The 24391-nt window shown below is 58.6% G+C and carries 20 protein-coding genes; 7 read left to right on the top strand and 13 right to left on the bottom strand.

Going from position 1 to position 24391, the window contains the following annotated elements; translation table 11 throughout:
- Positions 1-54: 54 nt before the first annotated feature.
- The 4 genes from BS627_RS12260 to BS627_RS12245 form a co-directional block, all read right to left on the bottom strand.
- Positions 55-1410 carry a sensor histidine kinase gene (locus BS627_RS12260; RefSeq protein ID WP_077983511.1) on the bottom strand — a complete coding sequence of 452 codons (1356 nt, stop codon included), beginning with the start codon at positions 1408-1410 and terminating at the stop codon, positions 55-57.
- On the bottom strand, positions 1407-2081 hold the full coding sequence (locus BS627_RS12255; RefSeq protein ID WP_077983614.1) for a response regulator transcription factor: 675 nt from the start codon (positions 2079-2081) through the stop codon (positions 1407-1409). The genes BS627_RS12260 and BS627_RS12255 overlap by 4 nt, the downstream gene beginning before the upstream one ends.
- A gap of 248 nt (positions 2082-2329) precedes the next feature.
- Complete coding sequence (locus BS627_RS12250; RefSeq protein ID WP_077983510.1) at positions 2330-3565, bottom strand: SGNH/GDSL hydrolase family protein; 1236 nt, start codon at positions 3563-3565, stop codon at positions 2330-2332.
- A 65-nt stretch (positions 3566-3630) separates the two neighbouring features.
- On the bottom strand, positions 3631-4854 hold the full coding sequence (locus BS627_RS12245) for a lytic murein transglycosylase (RefSeq protein ID WP_077983613.1): 1224 nt from the start codon (positions 4852-4854) through the stop codon (positions 3631-3633).
- 195 nt (positions 4855-5049) lie between these two features.
- Between BS627_RS12245 and galU the strand changes: the two genes are divergently transcribed.
- Positions 5050-5937 carry a UTP--glucose-1-phosphate uridylyltransferase GalU gene (gene galU / locus BS627_RS12240; RefSeq protein ID WP_077983509.1) on the top strand — a complete coding sequence of 296 codons (888 nt, stop codon included), beginning with the start codon at positions 5050-5052 and terminating at the stop codon, positions 5935-5937.
- 59 nt (positions 5938-5996) lie between these two features.
- On the opposite strand, the gene uppP is transcribed toward galU, so the two are convergent.
- A complete protein-coding gene (gene uppP / locus BS627_RS12235) occupies positions 5997-7496 on the bottom strand; it encodes a polysaccharide biosynthesis protein UppP (RefSeq protein WP_077983508.1) in 1500 nt (499 codons plus the stop codon).
- A 419-nt stretch (positions 7497-7915) separates the two neighbouring features.
- Between uppP and BS627_RS12225 the strand changes: the two genes are divergently transcribed.
- Entirely contained in the window at positions 7916-8281 is a 366-nt protein-coding gene (locus BS627_RS12225; RefSeq protein WP_077983507.1) for a PAS domain-containing protein, read from the top strand.
- A gap of 111 nt (positions 8282-8392) precedes the next feature.
- A complete protein-coding gene (locus BS627_RS12220; RefSeq protein ID WP_077983506.1) occupies positions 8393-9388 on the top strand; it encodes a KpsF/GutQ family sugar-phosphate isomerase in 996 nt (331 codons plus the stop codon).
- 20 nt (positions 9389-9408) lie between these two features.
- On the opposite strand, the gene BS627_RS12215 is transcribed toward BS627_RS12220, so the two are convergent.
- From BS627_RS12215 to BS627_RS12190, 6 genes are all read right to left on the bottom strand, one after another.
- The gene (locus BS627_RS12215) at positions 9409-9873 is read right to left on the bottom strand and encodes an NfeD family protein (protein ID WP_077983505.1); all 465 of its coding nucleotides are present in this window, start codon (positions 9871-9873) and stop codon (positions 9409-9411) included.
- Positions 9874-9875: 2 nt separating this feature from the next.
- Positions 9876-10925, bottom strand: a complete 1050-nt coding sequence (locus BS627_RS12210; protein WP_077983504.1) for an SPFH domain-containing protein — start codon at positions 10923-10925, stop codon at positions 9876-9878.
- A 57-nt stretch (positions 10926-10982) separates the two neighbouring features.
- Positions 10983-12017, bottom strand: coding sequence for a ferrochelatase (gene hemH / locus BS627_RS12205; RefSeq protein ID WP_077983503.1), 1035 nt, complete (start codon positions 12015-12017; stop codon positions 10983-10985).
- Positions 12018-12370: 353 nt separating this feature from the next.
- Positions 12371-14278 carry a 5'-nucleotidase C-terminal domain-containing protein gene (locus BS627_RS12200; RefSeq protein WP_077983502.1) on the bottom strand — a complete coding sequence of 636 codons (1908 nt, stop codon included), beginning with the start codon at positions 14276-14278 and terminating at the stop codon, positions 12371-12373.
- A 216-nt stretch (positions 14279-14494) separates the two neighbouring features.
- Complete coding sequence (gene omp10, locus BS627_RS12195; protein ID WP_077983501.1) at positions 14495-14869, bottom strand: outer membrane lipoprotein Omp10; 375 nt, start codon at positions 14867-14869, stop codon at positions 14495-14497.
- 149 nt (positions 14870-15018) lie between these two features.
- Positions 15019-16464, bottom strand: coding sequence for a homospermidine synthase (locus tag BS627_RS12190; RefSeq protein ID WP_077983500.1), 1446 nt, complete (start codon positions 16462-16464; stop codon positions 15019-15021).
- A gap of 258 nt (positions 16465-16722) precedes the next feature.
- Here BS627_RS12190 and BS627_RS12185 point away from each other — a divergent pair, with 258 nt between their 5' ends.
- Positions 16723-17631, top strand: coding sequence for a sensor domain-containing diguanylate cyclase (locus BS627_RS12185; protein ID WP_077983499.1), 909 nt, complete (start codon positions 16723-16725; stop codon positions 17629-17631).
- Here BS627_RS12185 and BS627_RS12180 read toward each other — a convergent pair.
- Both BS627_RS12180 and BS627_RS12175 read right to left on the bottom strand, forming a co-directional pair.
- The gene (locus tag BS627_RS12180) at positions 17628-18263 is read right to left on the bottom strand and encodes an aminotransferase class IV family protein (RefSeq protein WP_077983498.1); all 636 of its coding nucleotides are present in this window, start codon (positions 18261-18263) and stop codon (positions 17628-17630) included. The two genes, BS627_RS12185 and BS627_RS12180, sit on opposite strands and share 4 nt — an antisense overlap.
- 99 nt (positions 18264-18362) lie before the next feature.
- Entirely contained in the window at positions 18363-20213 is a 1851-nt protein-coding gene (locus BS627_RS12175; protein WP_077983497.1) for a M3 family oligoendopeptidase, read from the bottom strand.
- 169 nt (positions 20214-20382) lie between these two features.
- On the opposite strand from BS627_RS12175, the gene BS627_RS12170 reads away from it, so the two are divergent.
- The 3 genes from BS627_RS12170 to BS627_RS12160 all read left to right on the top strand — a co-directional run.
- Positions 20383-21930, top strand: a complete 1548-nt coding sequence (locus BS627_RS12170; protein WP_077983496.1) for a sigma-54-dependent transcriptional regulator — start codon at positions 20383-20385, stop codon at positions 21928-21930.
- Positions 21931-22106: 176 nt separating this feature from the next.
- Positions 22107-23996, top strand: coding sequence for a peptidoglycan L,D-endopeptidase MepK (locus tag BS627_RS12165; RefSeq protein WP_165691236.1), 1890 nt, complete (start codon positions 22107-22109; stop codon positions 23994-23996).
- Between the two features lie 214 nt (positions 23997-24210).
- Positions 24211-24391 (top strand): transposase (locus tag BS627_RS12160; protein ID WP_476726632.1); only part of this gene is annotated, 181 nt, incomplete at its 3' end.

Here is a 24391-nt window from a genome sequence, read left to right as displayed (position 1 = left end):
CTGTTGCAGATGCAACAGGCCTTTTCTTTTGGTTGCGAAAATGAGGACTTTTCTTCAGCAATAAGGAAGGGTGATACGGAAGCAGGCGCCACCGGTGGAAGCATCGCTGATGGTAATTTCCCCACCGTGATAGCGGACGATTTCCTGCACGAGGTTGAGCCCAAGCCCGGTGCCGCGATCTTTCGGTCGCAGGCGGTGGAAGGCATCGAAAACCAGTTCCCGGTCCTCTTCGGGAATGCCATTGCCTTCGTCGGCTATCTCGATCACCCGGTTTGCTGCCACCCTTATCGTGATCGTGCCGCGATTGCCGCCATGTTCGATGGCGTTTTGCACGATGTTCATCAGGGCGCGCTGCAACGAAGCGTGGTCTGCAAGGGCGAGGATCGGCTCTTCCTCCGGTTCGAAGGACAGCGCATATCCCTGTGATATGGCGAGCGGGGCCATGTCAGCGACGACCGATCTGCACAGGTTGACAAGATCAAGCGGGACCAGAGGGGCCTTCTGCCCGCCAAGGCGCTGCAAATCGAGCAATTGTTCGGCCAGCACGGCGACACGGCTGGCATCCGCCAATATTCTGCTGCGAGCCGGGCCGTCCAGCAGCGTTTCAACACGGGTTTGGAGAATGGCGACGGGGGTTCGCAATTCATGGGCGGCATCGAGAATGAAGCGCTTGTGTCGTTCGTAGCCGTCGTCCAGCCGCTTCAACGCGCCGTTGACGGCGTGAACGAGAGGCTGCACTTCCTTCGGAATATCGCCATCCGGCAATCGGTATCCGCGCCTGTCGATATCGATGGTTTCCGCTGTGCGAGCAATGGTGGAAAGGGCGCGAAATTCCCTGCGGATGATCCAGGGGATGGTCACGACCGTCACGATGGACATGAGAATGAGGACAGGCATGATCAAGATGTTCGAAAACAACAAAACCGGTAACGTCATGCTGAACGGCCCGCCTTTGCCGATCATGACGAATTCTCCCGCCGGCCCCGAAGCGCGGCGAACGACGGCGATTCGCACCACGGCGAGGTAGGAATAGGACAGCGCCGCGTCGCGCACGTCTGAGACCCTGATGTCGCTCAATTGCTGATCCATATTGCTGAATGCCTCGGGCACCTGCCCGCCCTGCACGATCTCACCGTTTTCGCTGACCGCGACGAACCAGAAATCGGAGGTATTGTTGCGCAGCTTGACGAATTCGGGCGTCTCTTTGAGAACCAGCCGATTATCTTCATTCCGTATGATCGCGTTGGCGGTTGTCTGGGCCGCCTCCGGGCTGAGCAGCGCGCTGCCTGCGCCGCCGCTCGACATATAGGTGACCATGGCGGCGGTGACGAAGAACAGGCTGCCGATCTGGAACAACAGCAGTTGAAGGGTCAGCCGGCGCTTGAGCGATTTTCTTCTGGCCAGCTTCACGAGGTCGCCCTCAGCAGGTAACCCACGCCGCGAATGCCATGGACCTCAAGGCCCGCATCCGCGGCCGCCAATTTGCGGCGCAAGCGGGAAATATGGGAATCGAGTGCATTGGACTGGATCTCATCGTCGAAATTATAAACGGCTTCCTCGAGCAATGAGCGCAGCACCGTCCTGCCCTGTCGCCGCAACAGGGCTTCGAGGATCAGCAGTTCGCGTCTGGTCAGCGGAAGGAATTCACCCTTGATGCGCACTTCGCGGGTTTCGAAGCAGAATTCCAGCCTGCCCAGTTTTGCCGTCATCGTCACGGCGCCGGCCGGCCGGCGCATCAGGGCGCGGATGCGCGCAAGCAGTTCCTCGACCGCGAATGGTTTGGCCAGATAGTCGTCCGCGCCGAGGTTCAGACCGTTCACCCGATCCACAAGCGCTCCCTGCGCCGTCAGCACGATGACGGGCGGGGTGAGGGGCAGGAGCCGCAAATCTTCGATAAGCTGGATGCCGTCACCATCGGGCAATTGCCGGTCAAGCACGACAAGGTCATGGACGCCGTCCATGATGGCGTGACGGGCAAGATCGAGCGTGCCGACCGTATCCACGATAATATCGAACCGGTGGAGCGCGGCGGACAGGGCTGCTGCCATTTCGCGTTCGTCTTCAACAAGCAGCAGGCGCATGAATTCCATCTCGGTATTGTCCGGTATCCCTTCCGGGAAGGGGCGCGGCGAAAGGCAAAAACGTCGACGCCGCTCGCGCTAAGGACAAGCGAGGCGTCGCCGCTAAATCGATGTCACCATGCAAAAAAAAGGGACTGGGATGGCGGATGACCAACCCCGCATTCCTGCAAAGCTGTACCTATCCTGTCATGTGCGGATTGCCTAAACATTACGCCCGCTGCGGGGCGGTCGGGCCGCTCCGAAAGCCTCTATTGTTTTGTCTGCGCGGTATCGGGCGCCACACGATAGTCATCGATTCGGCCTGCCGGCGCATCGGCCATCTCGCCGCGCTTGGTCAACCTTTCGCGTGGCGATTCCACCACGGAGACGCGTGTCGGCCCGGCGGCCAAAGGCGCATCGCCTAACAGCTTGTCGCCGCCGTCGAGATTGGGATCGGTGAGACTGATAGGCTGGGTGCGCACCTGCCCGGCATCGATGCCGAGTGCGGGCAGGGAGGTAAGTGCCGGTAGATTGCTGCCGTCCAGTTTCACAAGGTCCGGTCCGGCGCTATCGAGGTGTCTGCGCACGAATTTCTCAACGTAAAATGCAAGCTTGCGTTTGCCGGCCTGGGTCATGCCTATGCCATCAGCCTCGCGCAGGCGGGCCTGTTGGCCGTTCATGTCGTAACCGGTAATGACGAATTTTCCCGCCTCATCGACGAAACCGTCCCAGACGTCCACGAATTCACCGCCATATTTTTCGACATGGCTGCGATAAAGCCGGTTGAAACCGACAAGATCGGCCGAAAGCGACGGCGACTGGAAGGCAGGCAGGCCGACCCACAGCAGCGGCGCCTTCTGGCGTCCGGCAAGCGCCAGCAGCTCGTCGATCCGCCGTTCATATTCCTTGAACCAGACCTCCGTGCCGAACTTTTCCCTGGTGTCGCCGATCTGCATCTGCTGGCGATCGTTCGATCCGATCATGATGACAATGGTAGCCGGATTGGTTTCGCTGATAAACTGCGGAAGGTTTTTGAACCAGTCGTAATAATCGGTACGCACGAGGCCGGAGGAGCCGTTGGCACGCACATCGACGGCGATTGCAGGCGAATTGGCAAAGGCATTGACCAGTTCGTCCCCCATGCCGCCGGCGAGAAAATCGCCTATGACCAGAACGCGCCGCGCATTTTCAAGCTTGGCGGCTGGCTCCGGCTTTGCGGTCCGCATCTGAACCACCGAGGGCGCTTTTCTGGCGGGTTGGGGGCGGGTGACCGATCTTTCGCGCGGAGCAGACGGAAAGTCGCGGCGGTTGCGGGGCTGGTAGTCGCGCCCGGATCCGCCGTCGCGGCCCACCGGTTTGCCAAAGAGCATTTCAAACAGTGTACGCCGTTGCTCCTGTGCGAAGCTTTCGGAAGGAACGAGCGGCACGGTAAGGACGGCTGAAAGAAGGACGGCCAAGAAACGCCAGCCGGTTCTTCCGTTTTTCACCTGAGGCTTCCCACTCATCACATCAACCCTTCCGGATATTTCGGCGGCGTTTCTTGATAGCCGCCGAATTCACCGGCACATTATCAATTACGCAAGGCTCTCAGCAACCGCTGCGACGGCTGGCCGTCGGTTTCCATACCCATGCGCGACTGGATGGCGCTGATTGCGGCTTTCGACCCGGAGCCGAAGTTCCCATCGACCTCACCGTTATAATAGCCGAGTTCCTTCATGCGGGTCTGCAGCTCGAATTTTTCGCGAATATCCAGCGTTCCATCGGGGCGTGGCCACTTCTGCTGCATACCGCCATAACCGGCGATCTCATCCGCAAGCAGGCCGACGGCGAGCGCATAGCTGTCGGAGGCGTTGTATTTCTTGATGGTGAAGAAGTTTTTCATCATCAGGAAACCGGGGCCGTTTGCCCCGCCCTGCAACTTCAGCATGGCGCGATCGGATCCGCGGGTGAAGTTCTTGCCGTTCGGGCGGGTGAAGCCAAGCTTCGCCCATTCCGCAATGGTCTTGGTCTGCCCTTCATAACGGGCGCCGCCACGCGGAACGGCGGTTTCATAACCCCAGGTCCGTCCGGGCTGCCAGCCGTTCTTGGAAAGCAGATTGGCCGCGGTCGCCAGCGCGTCCGGAATGGAGCGCCAGATGTCGCGCTTGCCGTTGCCATCCGCATCCACCGCATAAAGCAGGTAGCTGGTCGGGATGAACTGGGTATGACCCATCGCGCCCGCCCAGGAGCCCGTCAGCTGTTTCGGCGTCACATCGCCCGCCTGGAGAATCTTCAAAGCGGCGATCAATTGCGTGCGCGCGAATTTGGCGCGTTTGGGGTCGGAATAGCCGAGTGTTGCCAGCGCCTGCGGAATATTGTGCAGCCGCTCAGGCTTTTCGAGAACCGCACCGTAATTCGATTCCATCGACCAGATGGCCAGAATGATATGCTTGTCGACATTGAAGTTACGCTCGATCCAGTTGAGGGTCGTTGCGTGCTTCATCTTCATCTCGCGGCCGATCCGCACTGTATACGGATTGACGCGGGAATCGAGATAGTCCCAGATTTGCGTGGTGAATTCCGGCTGGAAGGTGGCCTTGCGCAGCGCGTCGGGATCCGGCTCGCTGACACCGGCAAAGGCTTTCTGATATGTCGCTCTGCTTATGCCTTCTTTTGCGGCTGTTGCGTAGAACTGGTTGATCCACTGACGGAATCCTTGATCGGCGCGGGCCGAAACGGGCGCCAGCGAGATTGCCAGGCCTGCAACCACCATGCAGCCGAATTTGCGGACATCGGAAAGGATCATCTTTGTCATCGTCTGTCTTTCGTTCTCTCGAATGTCATTTCGATTGCGAAAACGCATCGGGCGTCATCATGGATAACAAAAGAACGTCAACAAATTCTTTACCATTAATAGATGGTAGCGTCACCCTTTACAAAACGTTGTTATTTTTGAAATAACAACAGCGTGCGGGGATTGTGATCAAGCTTTATCTCTCAGGAGGGATATGTGGTAGAACAGAAGAAAATTCGGAAGGCCGTATTTCCGGTCGCGGGTCTCGGCACGCGTTTCCTGCCCGCAACCAAGGCGGTTCCGAAAGAAATGCTCACCGTCGTCGACAAGCCGGTCATTCAATATGTCGTCGATGAGGCGGCGGAAGCGGGCATTGAGCATTTTGTATTTGTCACCGGCCGCGGCAAGGCGGTGATCGAAGATTATTTTGATATTCAATTTGAACTCGAACAGATGCTGCGCGAGCGCAACAAGAATGCCGAGCTGACATTGCTGGCCGGCCTTCTGCCCAAGGCGGGCACCGCGAGCTTCACCCGCCAGCAGGTGCCGCTTGGTCTCGGCCATGCGGTCTGGTGCGCCCGCGATATCGTCGGCGACGAGCCTTTCGCCGTGCTCTTGCCCGACATGATCATGCATTCGCAGAAAAGCTGCCTGAAGGGCATGGTCGAACTATACGACCAGACCCAGGGCAACGTCATCGCGGTGCAGGAATGCGCTCCCGATCAGACGCATAAATACGGTATCGTCGGCGTGGGTGACGCCGTGGGCGAAGGTTTCAAGATCACGGAAATGGTCGAAAAGCCGGCCAAGGGTACGGCGCCGTCGAATTTCTATATCAACGGCCGTTACATCCTTCAGCCCGAGATTTTCGACATTCTCGAAAATCAGGAGCGTGGCGCCGGCAACGAAATCCAGCTGACGGACGGCATGCTGACGCTTGCCAAATCACAGCAGTTCTCCGGCTATCATTTCCGCGGCCAGACCTTCGACTGCGGTGCCAAGGATGGTTTCATTCTTGCCAACGTCGCTTTCGCGCTGGAGCGTGGCGATATTCGCCCTGCGATCGAAGAGCCGATCAAGGCCCTGATCGACGGGCTGAAGTAATCCACCAGAACAGAAACGGGATCCCGGCCTCAGCGCCGGGATTTCTTTTTGGCCGAAGCCTATCGCTTGAGGACAAGTCCTGCGCCGACACGTAGCTCGCTGCTGTCATAAACCGGTGTCCACTGGTAGCTGACGTCCGCCGTCAGGTCGAGATAGCGGTTCAACCCCCAGGTCAGGCCGGCGCCTGCGGTATATTCAACGGCATTTTCTATGTCTGAAGAGGGGAATGTGCGATGCACGACCTGTCCCGTCAGGCGGGCAACGAGGTTGCTGCGCAATTCGTGGGTCAGGCCGGCATCCAACCGATAGGAAACCCAGCCGCCCTGTGGTCCGCCGGCGAAGTCCTCTATCGTCGTGCGCAGACCGAGATTGACGTTCGTGCCGCGTTGGGGTGACCAGTTGAGCTCGCCATCCAGCGTCAATGCGCCGATCGAGGCAAGGCGATCGTCGTCATATTGCTTGCGCAAATAACCGATGGCGGCCTCGCCGCGGGTCTTCTCGCCAAGATCGACTTCCGCGCCGACCTTCGCCCCATAGGCATTGGAGGAACGGGCATAGCCGGAATTGTCGAGACGCCTGTCATATTTGGTCGTCCCGGCATTCAGTTCCAGGAAGGGGATGAGCGCCGGCGACAACTCATAACCGATGCGTCCACGCAGGTTCGCGCCGTTCTGATCGCGGTCGCTGAGGCTGATCGGCCGGCCGTCGATGCCTTTCGCATCCGTATAGACCGTGCGCGACAGATCGAGCGCCGCCAGGCCGCGCAGCTTGCCGAAATCCCGCTCTATCGACGCGCCGGTGGTGAAGCGGTGCTCACCGCCCTGCACGGCAGCGCCGGTGAGAGCATTGGGGTCCGTCGTGTCCTCGCGGCTGAATTCATAACCTGCCTTGAGATTGGCCGTCGTTTCTTCACCGAGATCGAGGCGTAGATCGGCCTCTATCCTTGCCCGGGGCTCTTCGCCGTCCTTGTCGCTGCCGAAGTTCCTCTCCCAGGCCCCGTCGCCCGTCACCGTCAAAGCGTGACGGGACCAGTCGCTGGTGAGCGTGCCGCGTATGCCTGTCGTCAGATAGTTGCGTCTGGAGGGGCCGCCGGTATTCGTCTGCTTTTCCGTATTGATCGTCTGGCTGATTGACGGTCGCAGCAGGAACGTGCCGAGCCGGATGCCGGGCGTCTGTCCGGGTTCGGTCGCTATCCGTGGGTTTTCGCCACCGTCTACCGTCGGCTCATAGGGGTTTTCGGCCTCGGCAGAGGGTTGGCTTGCGTCGTCCTGCTGTTCGTAAATAGGATCGCCGGGATTGGTGGAGGGACGCCAGAGTTGTGGTGCGGGCGTGGTCGTAGCTGTGGCCGTGACAGCGCCAGTGCTCACCCCGCTGTCCGTTGCCGGTGTGGGTGAAGCTGCTCCGTCGACGGCAGAAGCGGCGCCCGGCAAGACAGGTATGGCTGTCGTTGCAGTCTGCGCGAAGACGCTTCCCTGCGGGTAAAAAATCGTGCAGGCGAGCAGCAGGGTTGCTGCTTTCCGCGACGTCGGCAGACGTGTGGCGGCGCCCTTCACGTTCATTCCTTTTCACCCGGCAAGTTTGGCCGATGCCGGATCGAAGGGCCACCAAGACATCCCCTCAGGCCCGATGAGTAATAGGCCGATGAAATGACGTGAAGAAACCAGGGACCAGACAGGCGACGCAAGTTTTAACATCGCTTTAACAATAGGTTTTTTATGGTTAACAGTTGATAAACATCGCCGGGATTTCGGTGTTATGGTAGGAGCGCAAAGCCAACGGCGCCGATCATCAGGCCCGGTGGGACGATTTCACCCGTCACCATGACTGGAAGAAAATGGTCAAGAATGCAAAATATTCCTAATATGAGAAGATTAAAACGTTTCAATTTGGTGCGGAATCGCCCTATGGTTTATATGGGCTGATCTTCTATTGCCCAACAAGTGGTATTGAATTTTATTTTGTGTGACAGCATCGTTTCATGAATCCGGTTTTGAACACCAAGCAGCTCGGTTTTTATTGTTGGGATATTACCAATGACCGTTTCTATCTAGACGAAGTATGTGCCAAACTCTTTGGGATTCCGCTGCGACAGGCAATGCAGGGGATCAGCATTTTTCAGATGCTTGAAAAAGTAGATATCGATCATCGAAACCGCGTGATCGAATCGGCATTGATCACCCTGAAGGCCGCAAGTTTTTATAATCAGGAATACGCCGTGCGCCGCAGCGACGGCTCGGTCTCATGGGTAAGGACGCTCGGGCGGTATCTGGTCGACGAGGAAAACATCCCCTTCAAACGGCTTGGAACGATGGAGGAGATTTCTCCGCCGGATCGGCGTCATTGACGAGGCGCCGCTTTACCGAAACCGTTGGAGATTTTCGGGCGGTATCTACTAAAACCCTGCGCCCGCCGGTGAAGAGTGGACTTATTTCGGTTGAAAGAGTAACAGTCGGCCATGATTACACGCGCCGTCAAATTGGTCGAAGACAACGCCATCGAATCCGCCGTGCGGACGATCTCAATGGAGCGGGCTGGCCTTGCCGCCCTCGAGGATGCTCTGAGGAACGGTCTTTCTGACCCATTCTGCAAGGCGATCGAGACCATCGGCCAGTCGAATGGCCGTCTCATCATTACCGGGGTCGGGAAAAGCGGCCATATAGGCGCAAAACTTGCCGCCACCTTCGCTTCCACTGGCACGCCCGCCTTTTTTGTGCATGCGGCTGAGGCCAATCACGGCGATCTCGGCATGATCGGCGGCGATGATGTGATACTGGCCATTTCCAAGGGTGGTGAAAGCGCTGAATTGCGCAGCATCATCAATTATTCCCGCCGTTTCTCGATTCCGCTGATCGCGCTCACCTGTTCGGAAAATTCATCGCTGGCGCGGGCTTCAGACATCGTGCTGCTGGTTCCCAATGAGCAGGAAGCCTGCCCGCTCGGCCTTGCGCCGACGACCTCTACGTTGATGCAGCTTGCGCTGGGCGATGCCCTGGCCGTTGCGCTGCTGGAGGCGCGCAATTTCACTGCCGGTGACTTCAAGGTGTTCCATCCCGGCGGCAAGCTGGGGGCAAGCCTGACGCTGGTCGGCGATATCATGCATACGGGCGATCGCGTGCCGCTGGTCAACAAGGGAACGGCCATGCCGGAAGCAGTCGGTGTTCTCTCGCGCAAGCATTTTGGCTGTGTCGGCGTTCTGGACGAGGATGGCCGCCTGTGCGGCATCGTCACCGAGGGCGATATGGCGCGCAACCTGTCGCGCAACCTCGCCGAGATGACGGTCGATGACATCATGACCCGCACGCCGAAAACCGTCAAAAAATCCGTGCTGGCGACCAGTGCGCTGGCGACGCTGGAAAAATTCCACATTGGCGCGCTGATTGTCATTGATGAGGATAACCGGCCCATTGGGCTGGTGCATTTCCACGATCTCTTGAGAATTGGCGTGGCTTGAAGCCGTCGCCGATCTTGAACTTATCGGTCTAGCGGCTCGATTGTCAGCGTGCGTCCGCGTGCGGAAGCTATTCTTACCCGGGTGCCGGCCGGCAGGTCTTCGCCGTTGACCGGCCACCATGTGTCGTCCAGCCTGATCCGGCCACGCCCTTCGACAATAGGTTCCTGAAGGGTCGCGGTGCGTCCGACAAGGCTTGCCTCCCGCTGGTTGAGGAAGGGTTCGTCGCTTGCAGCCCGGTTTCTTCCGAAATATTTCCGGCCGAGCAGGGCGAAAACGATGGAGAGCGCGGCAAACAGCACCAACTGCAATTGCCAGGCCCAGAATGCAGCATCCCACAAAAGCAGCGAGACCGCGCCGATAACCAGCGCGGCGAGGCCGATCCAGATCAAGAACACGCCGGGAGCGATGAGTTCGGCGGCCAGAAGCACGAAGGCGACGATCCACCAGCTCCACGGCCCCAGCTCAGTGGCAAGCTGTTGTAACATCGTCATTTCTCCGACGAAGAACCGAATGGATTACCAGGGATCGTGACGTTGATGCTCTGGCCGGAGGGTCGCGTCGGCGGCACGGAGCGGGACGCCGTGGAGGTGGCAGGCGCAGTCGGTGCGTCGCCCCTTTCGCCGAAAACCTCTTTCGCAATCGTGCCGATACCGCCGAGGGAACCGATCAGCGCCGAAGCCTCCATCGGCATCAGCACGATTTTGGAATTCTTCGCGGTGCCGATCTCGGCGAGCGCCTCGGTGTATTTCTGGGCGACAAAATAGTTGATGGCGTGGACATTGCCGGCGGCAATGGCTTCCGAGACCATGCGGGTGGCGTTGGCCTCGGCCTCGGCCAGACGTTCGCGCGCCTCGGCGTCGCGGAACGCCGCCTCGCGTTGGCCTTCGGCCTCAAGAATGGCGGATTGCTTTGCGCCTTCCGCGCGCAGAATCTGGGCGTTGCGGGCGCCTTCGGCTTCCAGCACCTGTGCGCGTTTTTCGCGCTCCGCCTTCATCTGCCGCGCCATGGAATCGACGAGATCCTTCGGCGGCGCGATGTCCTTGATTTCGATGCGGGTGACCTTGATACCCCATGGCCCGACGGCCTCATCGACCACGCGCAGCAGGCGATCGTTGATGGCGTCACGGTTCGACAGCAACTCGTCGAGGTCCATCGAGCCCATCACCGAGCGGATATTGGTCATGGTAAGGTTCTGGATGGCGTTTTCCAGATTGGCGATCTGATAGGCGGCCTGCGCGGCGTTCAAAACCTGGTAGAAGGCCACCGCATCGGCAGAAACGCTGGCATTGTCGCGGGTAATGACTTCCTGGGTGGCGATATCCAGCACCTGTTCCATCACATTCATGCGGGCGCCGATACGCTCGAAGAAGGGTATGATCAGGTTAAGGCCCGGTTCGAGCGTGCGGGTATAACGCCCGAAACGTTCAACCGTGTAGCGATATCCCTGCGGCACGGTCTTGATGCCGGCAAACAGCACCAGAATGACCAGAACCACTGCCGCCAGCACGACGATATCGAAACCGCCCAATGCAATCATCACTTTTCCTCCAGATCAGAACCATGCGGGTTTTAGCCCGGCATCGTTATGGCAAGATTACACCCACCCTTGCAACTCCCGTCTCACAACCTTTTCGAGAACATTCATGCCCTCGGCACTGTCGTTCAGGCAGGGAATATGGGTAAATTTCTCTCCGCCATTATGCAGGAAAATCTCGCCCGCTTCACCGGCGATTTCTTCCAGTGTCTCAAGACAATCCGAAACGAAGCCGGGATTCATCACGGCGATGCGCTTGACGCCTTCCGACGCCAGCTTTTCCACGGTCTTGTCGGTATAGGGCTGCAACCATTCCTCCGGCCCGAAACGCGACTGGAAGGTGATCATGAAATTTTTCTCTGTACGCCCCAGCGCCTCGCGCAGCAGCCGGGCGGTTTTCTGGCAGTGACAATAATAAGGATCGCCTTTTTTGAAATAGGATTGCGGAATGCCGTGGAATGACGTGATCAGCATTTCCGGTTCCCAGTCCAGCGTCGCCAGATGGTTTTTCACCGAGGCGGCAAGCGCCTCGATATAGGCCGGATCGTCATGATATGGCGGGACGGTGCGGATGGCTGGCTGCCAGCGCAGCTTCATCAGGTGTTCGAAAGCCTTGTCGTTCACAGTTGCCGTCGTCGACGCAGCATATTGCGGATAAAGCGGGAAGAGCAGGATTTTTTCGCAGCCCAGTTCCTTCAGCGCGTCGATCCTCGAGGCGATGGAGGGCTGGCCGTAACGCATGCCCCAGTCGACCACAACATTTGGCAGGTCTTTCAGCGCTTCCGCCAGCAACTCGCCCTGGCTGCGTGTATAGGTGCGCAGATAGCTTTCGTTGCGCTCGTGGTTCCAGATTTCCTCATAGGCCTTGCCGACTTTCTGCGGGCGCTTGTTGAGGACAATACCGTAAAGTATCGGATACCAGTAGAGACGCGACCATTCGATTACCCGCTTGTCGCTCAGGAATTCCGCCAGATAACGGCGCATCGACCAATAATCCGTACCGTCAGGCGTGCCGAGATTGACCAGCAGGACGCCGACCTTGCCAAATGCCGTGCGGGGATGGTTTGCGGGGAGTGCGGATAGTTCTGTCGCCATGAATGACACCCTGAAACTCTGACTGTTTGCGTGAGGAGCGGTTCGTTCCGGATAAGGGCTGAAACGCTCCATCTTCTGTTGATGCGCGCCGAACGCCAACCGCGGCGGGGTTTGGGCCGACGATGCCCGAGCTATACGCTCGTGCGGTCAATTCGTTCACGTGTTCTAGACGAAATTTTTCAGGATTAAACTACCGGTGAAGGCTATTTCCCGGGGGGAGAAAGCCACGCGCGGTCCCTTGCAAAAATTTGATCCGTAACGGTTTGTTTTAAAAGGAAAATAGGAAGCCGGCCCCGATATCCGAGGGCCGGCTTCCTGTCTGCGGCAAATTGCCCTGTCTGTTCCCGTTCGGCTTATTGAGCCGGCAGTTCCAGTTCCTCACCGATCTCGATGTGGTTCGGCTGCTTCAGCGTGTTTGCCTTGGCAATTCTGCTCCAGAGAGCGCCGTCGCCATATTTCTCTGCTGCGATCTTCCAGAGCGAGTCGCCCTTTTCAACGACATATTTGCTGGCGGCTGCTTGTGCAGTTGCAGGCGCTGCCGGGGCCGTCGCAGCGGGCGCCGGTGCAGCAGCGGTGGTTGCGGCGGGCGCGGCGGCGGCGGGGGCTGATGCCGGCGGTGCTGGCTGTTTTGCAGGCGCCACGTAATCCGCAGGAGTTGCGTCGGTGATGCGGCCATCCATATGCGGCTTGTAGGGGCTGTTGGCACTGATATAGGCCGCAACCGCGTCTTCAAGGCTTGGGCCGAAGTCATAGGGGTTTATCGCCTTGGTCGCGAAGACCTTGTAGCCGTCACCACCCGAGCGCATGTAGTTGTTGGAGACGACGCCATAGGTCTTGTTGGGGTCGAGCGGCACGAAGCTTTCGCCTTCCTTGACCTCGACGGAAACAACGCGGCTACCTGGCGGTTTGGAGCGGTCGAACGAATATTTGAGGCCGGCGACCTGCGCAAAACGGCCGGCGCCTTCTTCGATCTGGCTTGCGCCGTTCTCAAGAGCCGCGACCAGATCCGAACCTTTCAGCTGAAACGTGGCAATGGAATTCTGGAACGGCAGGACCGTCAGGACTTCACCCATCGTTACCGTTCCGGCATCGATGGAAGCGCGCAAACCGCCGCCGTTCTGGATGGCGATGGTCACGCCCTGATCCTTGACGCGATCCAGCAGCGCGTCGGAAACGAGATTGCCCATCGTGCATTCCTTGGCGCGGCAAACTTCACGCGAACCGTCGATCACACTTTCGGAGGAGCCGATTTCCTTTTTCTTCATCTCCTCGAGCGGGCCGGCAAGCTCCGTCACGCGTTTGGTGAATGCATCGTCCGGCGTAACCGAGACATCGAGAAGTTTCGGTGCGCCTTCGGCGGATTTGACGACGCCATTGTCATCGAAGGTCACGGCGAGGTCGCCGAGATATTTCGAATAGGCGTAGGCCGTTACGATTGGAACATCGATCCCCGACGGGTTCTTGACGAGTGTGGGATAAGGACCGGCGGCCTTGGGGTCGGTGCTGGAAAGCAGGGTGTGGCTATGACCGCCGACAATGACATCGATACCGTCCACCGCCTGCGCTATTTCCTGATCCCGGACGTAACCGACATGCGAAAGCAGCACGATCTTGTTGACACCCTGATCCTGAATTTCCTTTACGGCGCCTTTCAGATAGGCGATCTCGTCTTCGAAGCTGATCTTGTCGCCCGGCGAGGAGGTCTCGTTGGTGTCGGTCGCAAGCACCGAAACCACGGCGACCTTCTGACCGCCCAGATCCTTGATGACGTAGCCCTTGTACTTATCGGCCAGAATGGAGCCTGCGGCCGCCTTGGTGTTTCCGGAAATGATCGGGAACTTCAGCGCGTTGATGAATTTCAGCAGCTCTTCCGGACCGTCATCGAATTCATGATTGCCGATTGCCATGGCATCGAAGCCGATGCCGTTCATGAATTCAGCAATCGGTTCGCTCTTGTACTGCGTGTAGAACAGCGAGCCCTGGAACTGATCACCGGCATCGAGAACGAGGAGGTTGGCGTTGCTGCCAAGCTCTCCGCGGCGCGCGTCGATCGCGCCTTTCACACGGGCGATACCGCCGAAGCATTCCTTCTTTTCCGTTTCGGCAGGTGAGCAGGTCGAATCGAATTTGTTGATCGCCTCGATACGTGAGTGAAGGTCATTGATGTGAAGAATGTTAAGTTTGTAGTCGGCCAGAGCGACCCCGGCTGAAAGCGTCATTACCGAAACGCTCAGCATACCCAGCGCCAAAATTTTCCTCATCGTCCCTCTCTCTTGTTCAAAGCGGAAGTACAGGCCGGCTGATCATCCTCCGACCGAACTCATTTTTTAATCCGAAAACATGTCAGTCTTTCGAACGCCGGATGTTTCCATTTAGCGGCAGCCGCCGCAAGCGAAATTATGACAGGCGCGCAATAAAGAAAAACGCACGCTGAAGGCGTGCGTTTCAGAAGGTCATCCCATTAAAAAACGGTGTTATCAGCCCTGGCGCGTCAGCGAGAACTGGCTGTTCGTATCCGTCGTGCAGTTCAATTGTGACGGGGAGACGAGGGCGCAGTTTACGCGCGACTGCGTGTTGCGCACCAGCGAGGTCATGTTGATTTCGTAAAGCGTCGGCGAAATCGTGACATAGGTGCCGGAGGCCAGAAGCGTGTTGGTGTCGGTCGAACGGGTGGAGAAGGCGCCGTTCTGGAAGGTCGATACGATGCCGTTACGGTCGATCCAGCGGCCATCGACGGCCGGGCCGCGGGAAAGCGAAGGCGCCATCGAGGACTGCTGCGAGGGTCCCGGCGCGACGCATGAAGACACCGCTATGGCGGCTGAAAGCAAAGCAGCGCTTGTCTTGAAGTTCATGAGCCTGTTCTCCTGCGATTCGATGAAACTTTCTATGCTTCGACCATGCCGTGAAGCGTTTCTTATTTCAAGGCAACGTTGCTCGCTCTCCCCGGTTCCTGACGTCATTCAGGAAAGCCTCTGCGTGACAAATATGAGACTCCGTCCCGTCAGCGCACGAGGATGTTGCGAAACTGCCAGGGGTCAGACGTATCGATGTTGTCGGGAAACAGGCCGGGGCGACCATCGGTCGGTTTCCAGTCGGTATAATGGCCCTCCACGGGTCCGAGATAGGGGCGCTGCACCTCGAGACAACGGCGGTAATCCATTTCATCCGCCTCGACGATGCCGGCTTCAGGATTTTCGATTGCCCAGACCATGCCGGCCAGAACCGCGGAACTGACCTGCAATCCGGTGGCATTCTGGCTGGGCGCAAGCAAACGCGCCTCCTGCAGGCTCAACCGCGACCCATACCAATAGGCATTCCTGTCATGGCCATAAAGAAGAACGCCGAGTTCATCAGCGCCGTCGACAAGCTCGTCTTCGGTAAGCACATGCTGGATGGGCTGAGGGGTGCCGCCATTGCCGAAAAGTTCATGCAGGGAAAGAATGGCGTCGTTGCAGGGATGATAGGCATAATGGCAGGTCGGCCGATACGTCACGTCGCCATCATCGTTGCGGACGGTGAAATAGTCGGAAATCGAAATCGCTTCGTTATGCGTTACGAGAAATCCATATTGCGGACCCAGACCCGGACACCATGTCCGCACCCGCGTATTGGCGCCGGGCTGGTCGAGATAGATCGCCGCCTTGCTTCCCTTTTTCTGTTTTTTCGCGTTTTTCGGCATCCAGTTTTCATGTGTTCCCCAGCCGAGTTCGGCGGGCTGAAAACCCTCCGCGATAAAACCTTCAACGGACCATGTGTTCCAGAAAGCGCCGAAGGGCTTGGGTTCCTTCGCCCGCTGGGTGTCGCGTTCGGCCACGTGAACGCCTTTGACGCCAAGCCGCTTCATCAGCTTTGACCAGCCCTCCCGGTCATGTGGCTGTGGCTCCTCGATGTCGTGGCCGGTATCCTTGGCGAGATTGACGAGCGCCTGTTTCACGAACCAGGACACCATGCCCGGATTGGCGCCGCAGGTGGAAACCGCCGTCGTGCCGCCCGGCTTGCGCGCCCTTTCCTTCAACATGGTCTCGCGTAGCGAATAGTTGGTACGGGACGCATTGTCGGCATCGGCGTCGAAATAAAACCCGGGCCAGGGTTCGACGACCGTGTCGATGTAAAGCATGCCATGCTTGCGGCAAATCCGCATCAGATCGACGGAGGCGGCATCGACCGAAAGATTGACGCAGAAGCCCTGGCCCTGAACGCCCTTGAGGAGCGGCTTCAAAATCTCGCGGTAATTTTCCTTGGTCAGATGCGTCTGGATATGGCGGATGTTCCTTTCGGCCAGAAAGGCCGCGATGTCCTCGCGCGGGTCGATGACGACGAGCCGGGTCCTGTCGAAATTGAAATGACGTTCGATCAACGGAAGAGTACCGCGCCCGATGGAGCCGAAGCCGATCATGATGATGGGGCCGTCAATATCGCCGTAAATCGGGTGGTTTGCATCCGTCATTCGTCAATTTTCCTTTTTTAGCCAATAAGTAAGCTAGATCACAAAAGCGTGCCACAATAAAGGGCAGGTGGATGACGGACATATGACGATGGTTATGACAGGACGGGTTCGGGCAGCCTTTTCACCGCATTCTGCCTCTTCGCATTTTAGAGAGTGCGTTTATAATTAAGTTCTCCTTTTCCTCTCTATGTCCAAAGGCTTGGGGGCTTTGGCCGGATGACGACGGGGGAGTTTTCGCCATCGCAGGGGAGTTGCCCGTTGAATAATCTTATCGAGCGTGTCGCAGCGCTTCAGAGCGCCACCCCCGTTCTTATTGCCCTTTACGATTCCGAGGATCGGTTGCGCCATGCCAATCCGTCGTTTCGGGAAAGCTTTCAGCTTGCTGCCGGCGATTTTCCGACCTGGGCGGACATCATGCGGTTGAACCATCGGCTGCGCAGCGGCGTCGTCGTCCGCAACAGTGATTTCGAGGGGTGGCTGTTGTCGGCGCAATCCCGACGCGGCAAGCTGCCTTATCGCGCCTTTGAGATGGACATGTATGACGGCCGCTGGTTCTGGATGACGGAAACGGTGCAGCAGGATGGCTGGATGCTGTGTGTCGCAAGCGACGTTACCGAATTGCGCCAAGGTTACAGGACGCTAAGACAGGACAGGGATCTGGCGGTGCGCGCCTCGCAGACGGATGAATTGACCGGGACCGCAAACCGCCGCTTCGTCTTCGCCAAGCTGGCTCTGCAGGTGGAGCGGGTTACCAAGGGGCTGGAAACGCCCTTTTGCCTGTGCACGCTCGATATCGATTTCTTCAAGCAGATCAACGATCGTTTCGGCCATAAATGCGGGGATGCGGTGCTTCGCGATTTCGTCGGCATCGCCCATTCCGTCATCCGGCGGGTGGATTGTTTCGGCAGGATCGGCGGCGAGGAATTCATGCTCATCCTGCCGCGCAGCACGGTGGCCGAGGGCCGGGAGATCGTTGAACAGCTGCTGCAGAAGGTGCGTCTTTCGAGACCCCTCTCTGAATTCCCGGATTTTTCCTATAGCTGCTCGGCCGGGCTGACGGTGTATCGCGCACCGGAAAGCACGGATGATGTTTTCATGCGGGCGGATCAGGCTCTTTATGCGGCCAAGGACAAAGGCCGCGACCGGCTTCTAGCGGTGACTGTTTAGACGAGTTCCGCCGCAATCAATCCATGCAGCGAATTGCCGACGAAGAGTTTCCGGCCGGCAATGTCGTCCGGTTTCAGCGACTGTCCGCGCGCCCTGCGGTCGCGGATCAGATCGGCGCGCAGCACACCCGGCAGAATGCCGCTGTCGAGCGGCGGCGTCAGCAATTGCCCATCCGGCATTTCGACGAAAATGCTGGTCGACGATCCCTCGCACAACTCGCCGCGCTCGTTGAGGAGCAGAACCTCGTCGGCCTCTCCGGCTGAAAATTCGGCCCGGGCGGCGTCATAGGGCTCGCGGCGTGAGGACTTGTGACGATAGAAGGTGTCGGAAGAATCGAGCGTGGTCTGCCGGGCGATGCGAACCCGCCAGACGGTATCCTGCCGCAAGGGCTGGAAGTCGGCGGTTTCGACGTCGAGTTCGCCCTTGTAGTTCATGACCAGCCTGACGCAGAGCGGCTTTTCTCCGCCCACCTTCTTTTCCAGTACCTGAAGCGCATTGACCGGCGCGCGAAAACCGAGCGCGTCGGCCGAGCGCAGCAATCGGCGCATATGCTGGTCGATGCGCTGAAAGCCGGTCTGCGGCTCCCAGCGCAAGGTTTCCCTCAAGGTCAGATCGGCGGGTTTGCGTTTCATTACCTGTGCTCGTCGCCTGAATTGTTTACCGGTGTTTCCGCCGGCAATATCAACCGGCAAAGCTTGTCCGAAATAGGATAGCCCTGCCGGCGGAAGAGATTAAGCCTGTTTGTTATCCAGCGCTTCCAGCTCGTCGATCAGCCCTTCGATCATCGAAAGCCCCTTGTCCCAGAACGAGGGATCGGTCGCGTCGAGGCCGAAGGGTTTCAGAAGCTCCGAATGGTGTTTGGTGCCGCCCGCCTTCAGAAGCTCGAAATATTTCTCCTGAAAGCCCGTCTCTGCCTTCTGATAAACCGCATAGAGCGAGTTCACCAGGCAGTCGCCGAAGGCGTAGGCATAAACATAAAAGGGCGAGTGAATGAAATGGGGGATGTAGGTCCACCATGTCTCGTAGCCTTCGGAAATCCGGATCGCCGGACCAAGGCTCTCGGCCTGAACGGACAGCCACAATTCGCCGATCTGCCCGGAAGTCAGCTCGCCCTGCTTGCGGGCGGTATGCAGCTTGCGCTCGAATTCATAAAAAGCGATCTGGCGCACGACCGTGTTGATCATATCCTCGACCTTGCGGGCGAGCATGGCCTTGCGTTCCCTGATGTCTCTGGTGTCGTCAAGCAGCTTGCGGAAGGTCAGCATTTCCCCGAAAACGGAGGCTGTCTCGGCAAGCGTCAGCGGCGTGGCGCACATCAAGGCGCCCTGTTCGCCGGCCAGAACCTGATGAACGCCGTGACCAAGCTCATGGGCAAGCGTCATCACGTCACGCGGTTTACCGAGATAGTTGACCAGCACATAGGGATGGGCCGAAGGCACGGTCGGATGCGCGAAGGCGCCCGGCGCCTTGCCGGCGCGCGCGGGGGCGTCGATCCACTCTTCATCGAAGAAACGACGAGCAATATCGGCCATCTCGGGGGCGAAACTACCATAGGCGGAAAGCACCGTGTCCTTTGCCTCATCCCAAGGGATGATCGTGTTCGACGTATCGGGAAGCGGCGCGTTGCGGTCCCAATAATTCATCTGCTCCATGCCGAGCCATTTCGCCTTCATGGCGTAATAACGATGAGAGAGGCGCGGATAGGCTTTCTTGACCGCCGCGGCCAAAGCATCGACCACTTCGCGCTCGACGCGGTTGGCGAGATGACGGCTATCGGCAATATCCTCGAATTTGCGCCAGCGGTCGGAAATATCCTTGTCCTTGGCGAGCGTGTTGGTGATGAGCGTGAAGACGCGCAGATTGTCCTTGAAGGTGGCGCTCAGCGCCTGAGCCGCCTTCTTGCGGGTTTCCGGCTCCGGCTCCTGCAGCATGTTGAGCGTCACTTCCAGCGGCAGGCTCGCACCGTCTATGTCGAAACGCAGATCGGCCATCGTTTCATCGAACAGGCGGTTGAAGGCCGCTGCGCTGGTCATCGATTTTTCGAGGAAAAGCTGTTCAAGCTGATCGTCGAGCTGGTGCGGCTTGTCCTTGCGCAAATCCACCAGCCAGGGGCGGTAGTGACCCGCTACTGCGTCATTCGCCATGCAGGCGTCCATTGTGGCGTCATCGATGCGGTTGAGCTCAAGGGTGAAGAACAGGAGGTGGGAGGAAATATCCGTCAGCTTCGCCTGGGCATCGCCGTAAAGCTTGCCGTTTGCCGGGTTCGACGTATCGGAAAAATAGGTGAGCCCGGCAAAGGAGCCGATGCGGCCGATGAGATCATCCAGCGCTTCATATTCCTTGAGCGCCGCGCCGATGCCCTTGTCGCCCGTCGCCTTTGCAGCAGCTTCAAGCCTGCCCTTCCATTTCTCCTCGAAAGCCGCCGCCATCGACGCCGCCTTGTCGAGATCGCCCTTGTATTCCGGCGAATCCCCCGATGGATAGAGGTCCGAGAGCTTCCAGCCGGGAAGGTCGCCAAGTGCCGGACCGGCGGTTTCGGCAAGGGAGAAGACGGGTTGCGGGGTCGGGCGGTTGAGGGTCATCGAACGTGTCCTTCTGATTATGCGTGCGAAGCATATGGGGACCTTGTTTCCCGCGGCAATGGATAAAATGCAAGCAATTCTCAAAACTGGATGTTCAAGTCTCCCATGCCAGAGTGCGGAATAAGGGACCGCATGAAGCAGGTCCATAAACCGGAAACCGGAGCTAAAAATGACCGCGCATGTTCTCGTGATAGACGATGATCCCGTCCAGCGCCGCCTGCTCAAAAATGCGGTGGAACGTTATGGGCATCTCGCCTTGCTTGCCGAAAACGGCAAGGCGGGGCTGGAACTGCTCAAGCAATATAGCGGCGAGATCAACGTCATTGTCCTCGACCTCATGATGCCTGAAATGGACGGGCTTACCTTTCTCAAAGCTATCGGCGAAGTCGGCACCGATGTTCCTGTCATCGTTCAGACCGGTCAGGGCGGCATCGATACCGTCGTACAGGCCATGCGCGCCGGCGCTTTCGATTTCGTCGTCAAGCCGGTTTCGCCGGAAAGGATCGGCGCTGCCATCTCCAATGCGCTCAAGCTCGACAGGAGAGAGGCAAAAGCCCGCACGGGAAGGCGCGGACGGAGCAATGCAGTGAATTTTACCGATATCGTTTCCGCAAGCCCGGCAATGCTGAGGGTTATCGAACTCGCGCAGCGCGCTGCCCAGTCCAGCATTCCCGTGGTGCTGGAAGGCGAATCCGGTGTGGGCAAGGAAATGGTCGCCCGCGCCATCCAGTCGGCCGGAGACAGGGCGAATAAGGCCTTCATCACCGTCAATTGCGGCGCCATTCCCCATAATCTCGTGGAAAGTATCCTCTTCGGCCATGAAAAGGGAGCCTTCACGGGCGCGACGGAAAAACATGTCGGCAAATTCATGGAGGCGGACGGCGGCACGCTGTTCCTCGATGAAATCGGCGATCTGCCGCTGGATGTGCAGGTGAAGCTGCTGCGCGCGGTCCAGCAAGGCGAAATCGAAACCGTCGGCTCCGCACGGGTGCAGAAGGTGAATGTGCGGCTGATTTCCGCCACCAACAAGAACCTCATCGAAGAGGTGAAGGAAGGCCGATTCCGCGAGGACCTTTATTATCGCCTCAACGTCTTCCCGATCACCATTCCGGCGCTACGCCGCCGCAAGGAAGATATTCCCCATCTGGCGCGCGTTTTCGCCGAGCGCTTTTCGGCGGAACAGAAATTGCCCAATCCTGTTGGCCTTGACGCCAGCGCGCTGGCGCTGCTCACGGCCTATGACTGGCCGGGTAATATCCGTCAGCTCGAAAACGCCGTCTTCCGCGCCGTGGTGCTGTCGCAGGGTGAGGAACTGTCAGATTCCGATTTTCCGCAGATCGCCCTGCAACTGCCGGAATTTTCGACCGGCGACGACGCGGACGATGTCATTCGCTCGCCTTCAGGGGCATCGCTGAAGCTTGCGGCCTATTCACCGCCCCCTCCGGCGGTTGCTGAAAGCCATGCCGTCATCGAGGAGCCGTCGGATATTTCCACCACCATCTACCGGGGCGGAAACCTGATCTCCAGCATGGATGAATCGGGCAACATCCGCAAACTGGCAGAAATCGAGGAAGAACTCATCCGTTTCGCTCTGCGCTTCTATCGCGGCCAGATGAGCCAGGTCGCCAGAAAGCTCGGCATTGGCCGCTCGACGCTTTATCGCAAGCTGAAGGATTATGGCATCGATCCCGACGATCCCCTTCGAGATGCAGCCTAACGGCACAAACCCCGCATTTGGAGGCAGATCGCAAAATTCGTTAACTTCTGAGCAAGGATATCCGCTTACCGTCTATAAACCTCTTGTTAGTGGCTGATTCACTATATAGAGGAAGGTTGTATGTGTGTGGCAATTTTGCCATCGTGTCACCGTATTTGACGTTCATTTGAGGCAATGTGACAGAAATTGTCTTCCAGGCGGGGATCGAATTGCCATATCTGCATCGGAATAACGCGCTTTCGACCAAGGTCGCGCGCGGCTTGATCAAGGATATATGCACGAAGCTGTCGGCGCGCGCTGTCACCTTTGCCTGCCTGATGCTCGCCGCAATGCCTTTCGTCGGTGTTTCGGCGACGGAAGCCGCCGCCGAAACACGCAGCCTCAAACTGTATTATATTCATACACGCGAGAAGGCGGTCATCACCTTCAAGCGCAATGGAAAATATGACCAGAAAGGTCTGCAGGAGCTGAACCGATTCCTGCGCGACTGGCGTCGCAACCAGCCGACACGCATGGATCCGCGCCTTTTCGATCTCGTCTGGGAAGTTTATCGCCGCAGTGGCGCGACTGACTATATCAACGTTGTTTCGGCCTTCCGTTCGCCCGAGACCAATGGTCTGCTGCGCTCACGCACGAAGGGCGTTGCGGAAAAAAGCCAGCATATGCTCGGCAAGGCCATGGACTTTTATATCCCCGGTGTGAAGCTTGCCCGTCTTCGCGAAATCGGCATGCAGATGCAGATCGGCGGCGTCGGCTTTTATCCGACCTCAGGCTCTCCCTTCGTGCACATGGATGTCGGCGGCGTTCGCGCCTGGCCGCGCATGAGCCGCCAAGAACTCGTCCGCATCTTCCCGAACGGCAATACGCTGCATCTTCCTTCCGACGGCAAGCCGCTTCCCGGTTATGAGCAGGCGCTTGCCGATTACAAGAAGCGCGTCAGCTCCTCCTCCATTCAGGTTGCTTCCAGCGCCGGTGCAGGCCCTGCCTCATCTGGCGGCGGCAAGCGCAAGACGCTGTTGCAGGCCCTCTTTGGCGGCGGTGACGAGGATGAAGATCCAGATAGCATCGCAGCGCCGGCGCCCGCAGAGCGCCCCGCCGTTGCTCGCCCGGCGGCTCCGGAGCCTGAACCCACGATTGCAGTTGCTTCGGCACAGACGCTTCCGGGTGTAAACGATGCGCCGCTGCCGACGGCCCGACCCGCCTTCGGCAATCAGCCGCCTGCCAATACCGGCCTTGCGACGGCGCTTTATTCTCCGGCTCGCAATGCCGCGCAGGATGCCCTGCAGGCGGCGACCACGCCGACGCCGGCTTCCGCGCCTGCCGAGCGCCAGCAATTTGCCGATCTGGCTGAGGTATCCGTTCCGGTGCCCACGCTTCTCGGCCCGCGCGGCATGAGAGGTGATGCGGAAGGATCGATCCTGACGGCTTCTGTAGAGGGTGCGACACCGGTTGCAACCGGCGAACTCGCCTCTGTTCCGGTTCCCGCCAATCGTCCGGCCGTGGCGGAAGCCCTGCTGGCGGCGGCCAATGCCGACGCTGAAGGTGAGGACGATCTCGCCGAGGCGCAACAGGGTACGCTTTCGCCCACGGTGGTTGCCGCTCTTGAACAGAGCAGTCAGGCCGCCCGGTCGCAGGTCCAGTCGGCCGCGATGCCAACAGCTGCGCCATTCCCGGCCGCCGTCAACCACAAGGTTACCGTTGCGCCCGTCGAAACGGCCAAGGCCGAACCGCAGGCTGGCTTCGGTGATGCTTTCGACCTGAAGCCTGCCATCAATGGCGGCCTCAGCGCCGGCCTTCCGACCAAGGGTTCGCGCCCGAGCAAACAGGATGCCGCCGTTTCCCAGCAGGCCATGGTGGGCGGTGGACGCCTGACGCAGGATCTTATTTCGGATTGGGCGCTCAACCAGAACAAGGGTACGACCGGACGCTCGGTAAAGGCGCCGCGTGTTGTCGCCAATCGCATGCTCAGCAACGATATGTCGGCTTCCGCGACCTCCGCGAGCTTCAAGCCCGGTGCCGCGGCCATCGAATCCAGCCGCTTCAGCACGCCGGTGAAGATGCACTGAGCCAACTTTCATAAGGAAGACGGCCGAGAGGCCAACAAAAAACCCGCCGTTACCGGCGGGCTCAGACTGCTGACAAACCCCTGGCGTGAGCTGGGGGTTTATGATTCATTGGGACATGTTGAAGAAACCTGCTCCTGAACAGACCGCTCTCGAGATNGGCTCAGACTGCTGACAAACCCCTGGCGTGAGCTGGGGGTTTATGATTCATTGGGACATGTTGAAGAAACCTGCTCCTGAACAGACCGCTCTCGAGATGGTGACGCTCGATAGCCTGGTCCCGAAAGATCACCTGCTTCGCAAGATCGACGCGGTGGTCGACTTCTCATTTATCCATGATCGTGTTGCCGGTCTTTACTGTGCCGACAACGGCCGTCCGCCGCTCGATCCCACACGCA

Origin of the sequence: Agrobacterium salinitolerans, from assembly GCF_002008225.1 — a bacterium.
In the GTDB taxonomy this organism is placed as follows: domain Bacteria; phylum Pseudomonadota; class Alphaproteobacteria; order Rhizobiales; family Rhizobiaceae; genus Agrobacterium; species Agrobacterium salinitolerans.
Note: the sequence above shows the minus strand (reverse complement) of the source record. Positions and strands in the feature narration are given on the sequence as shown.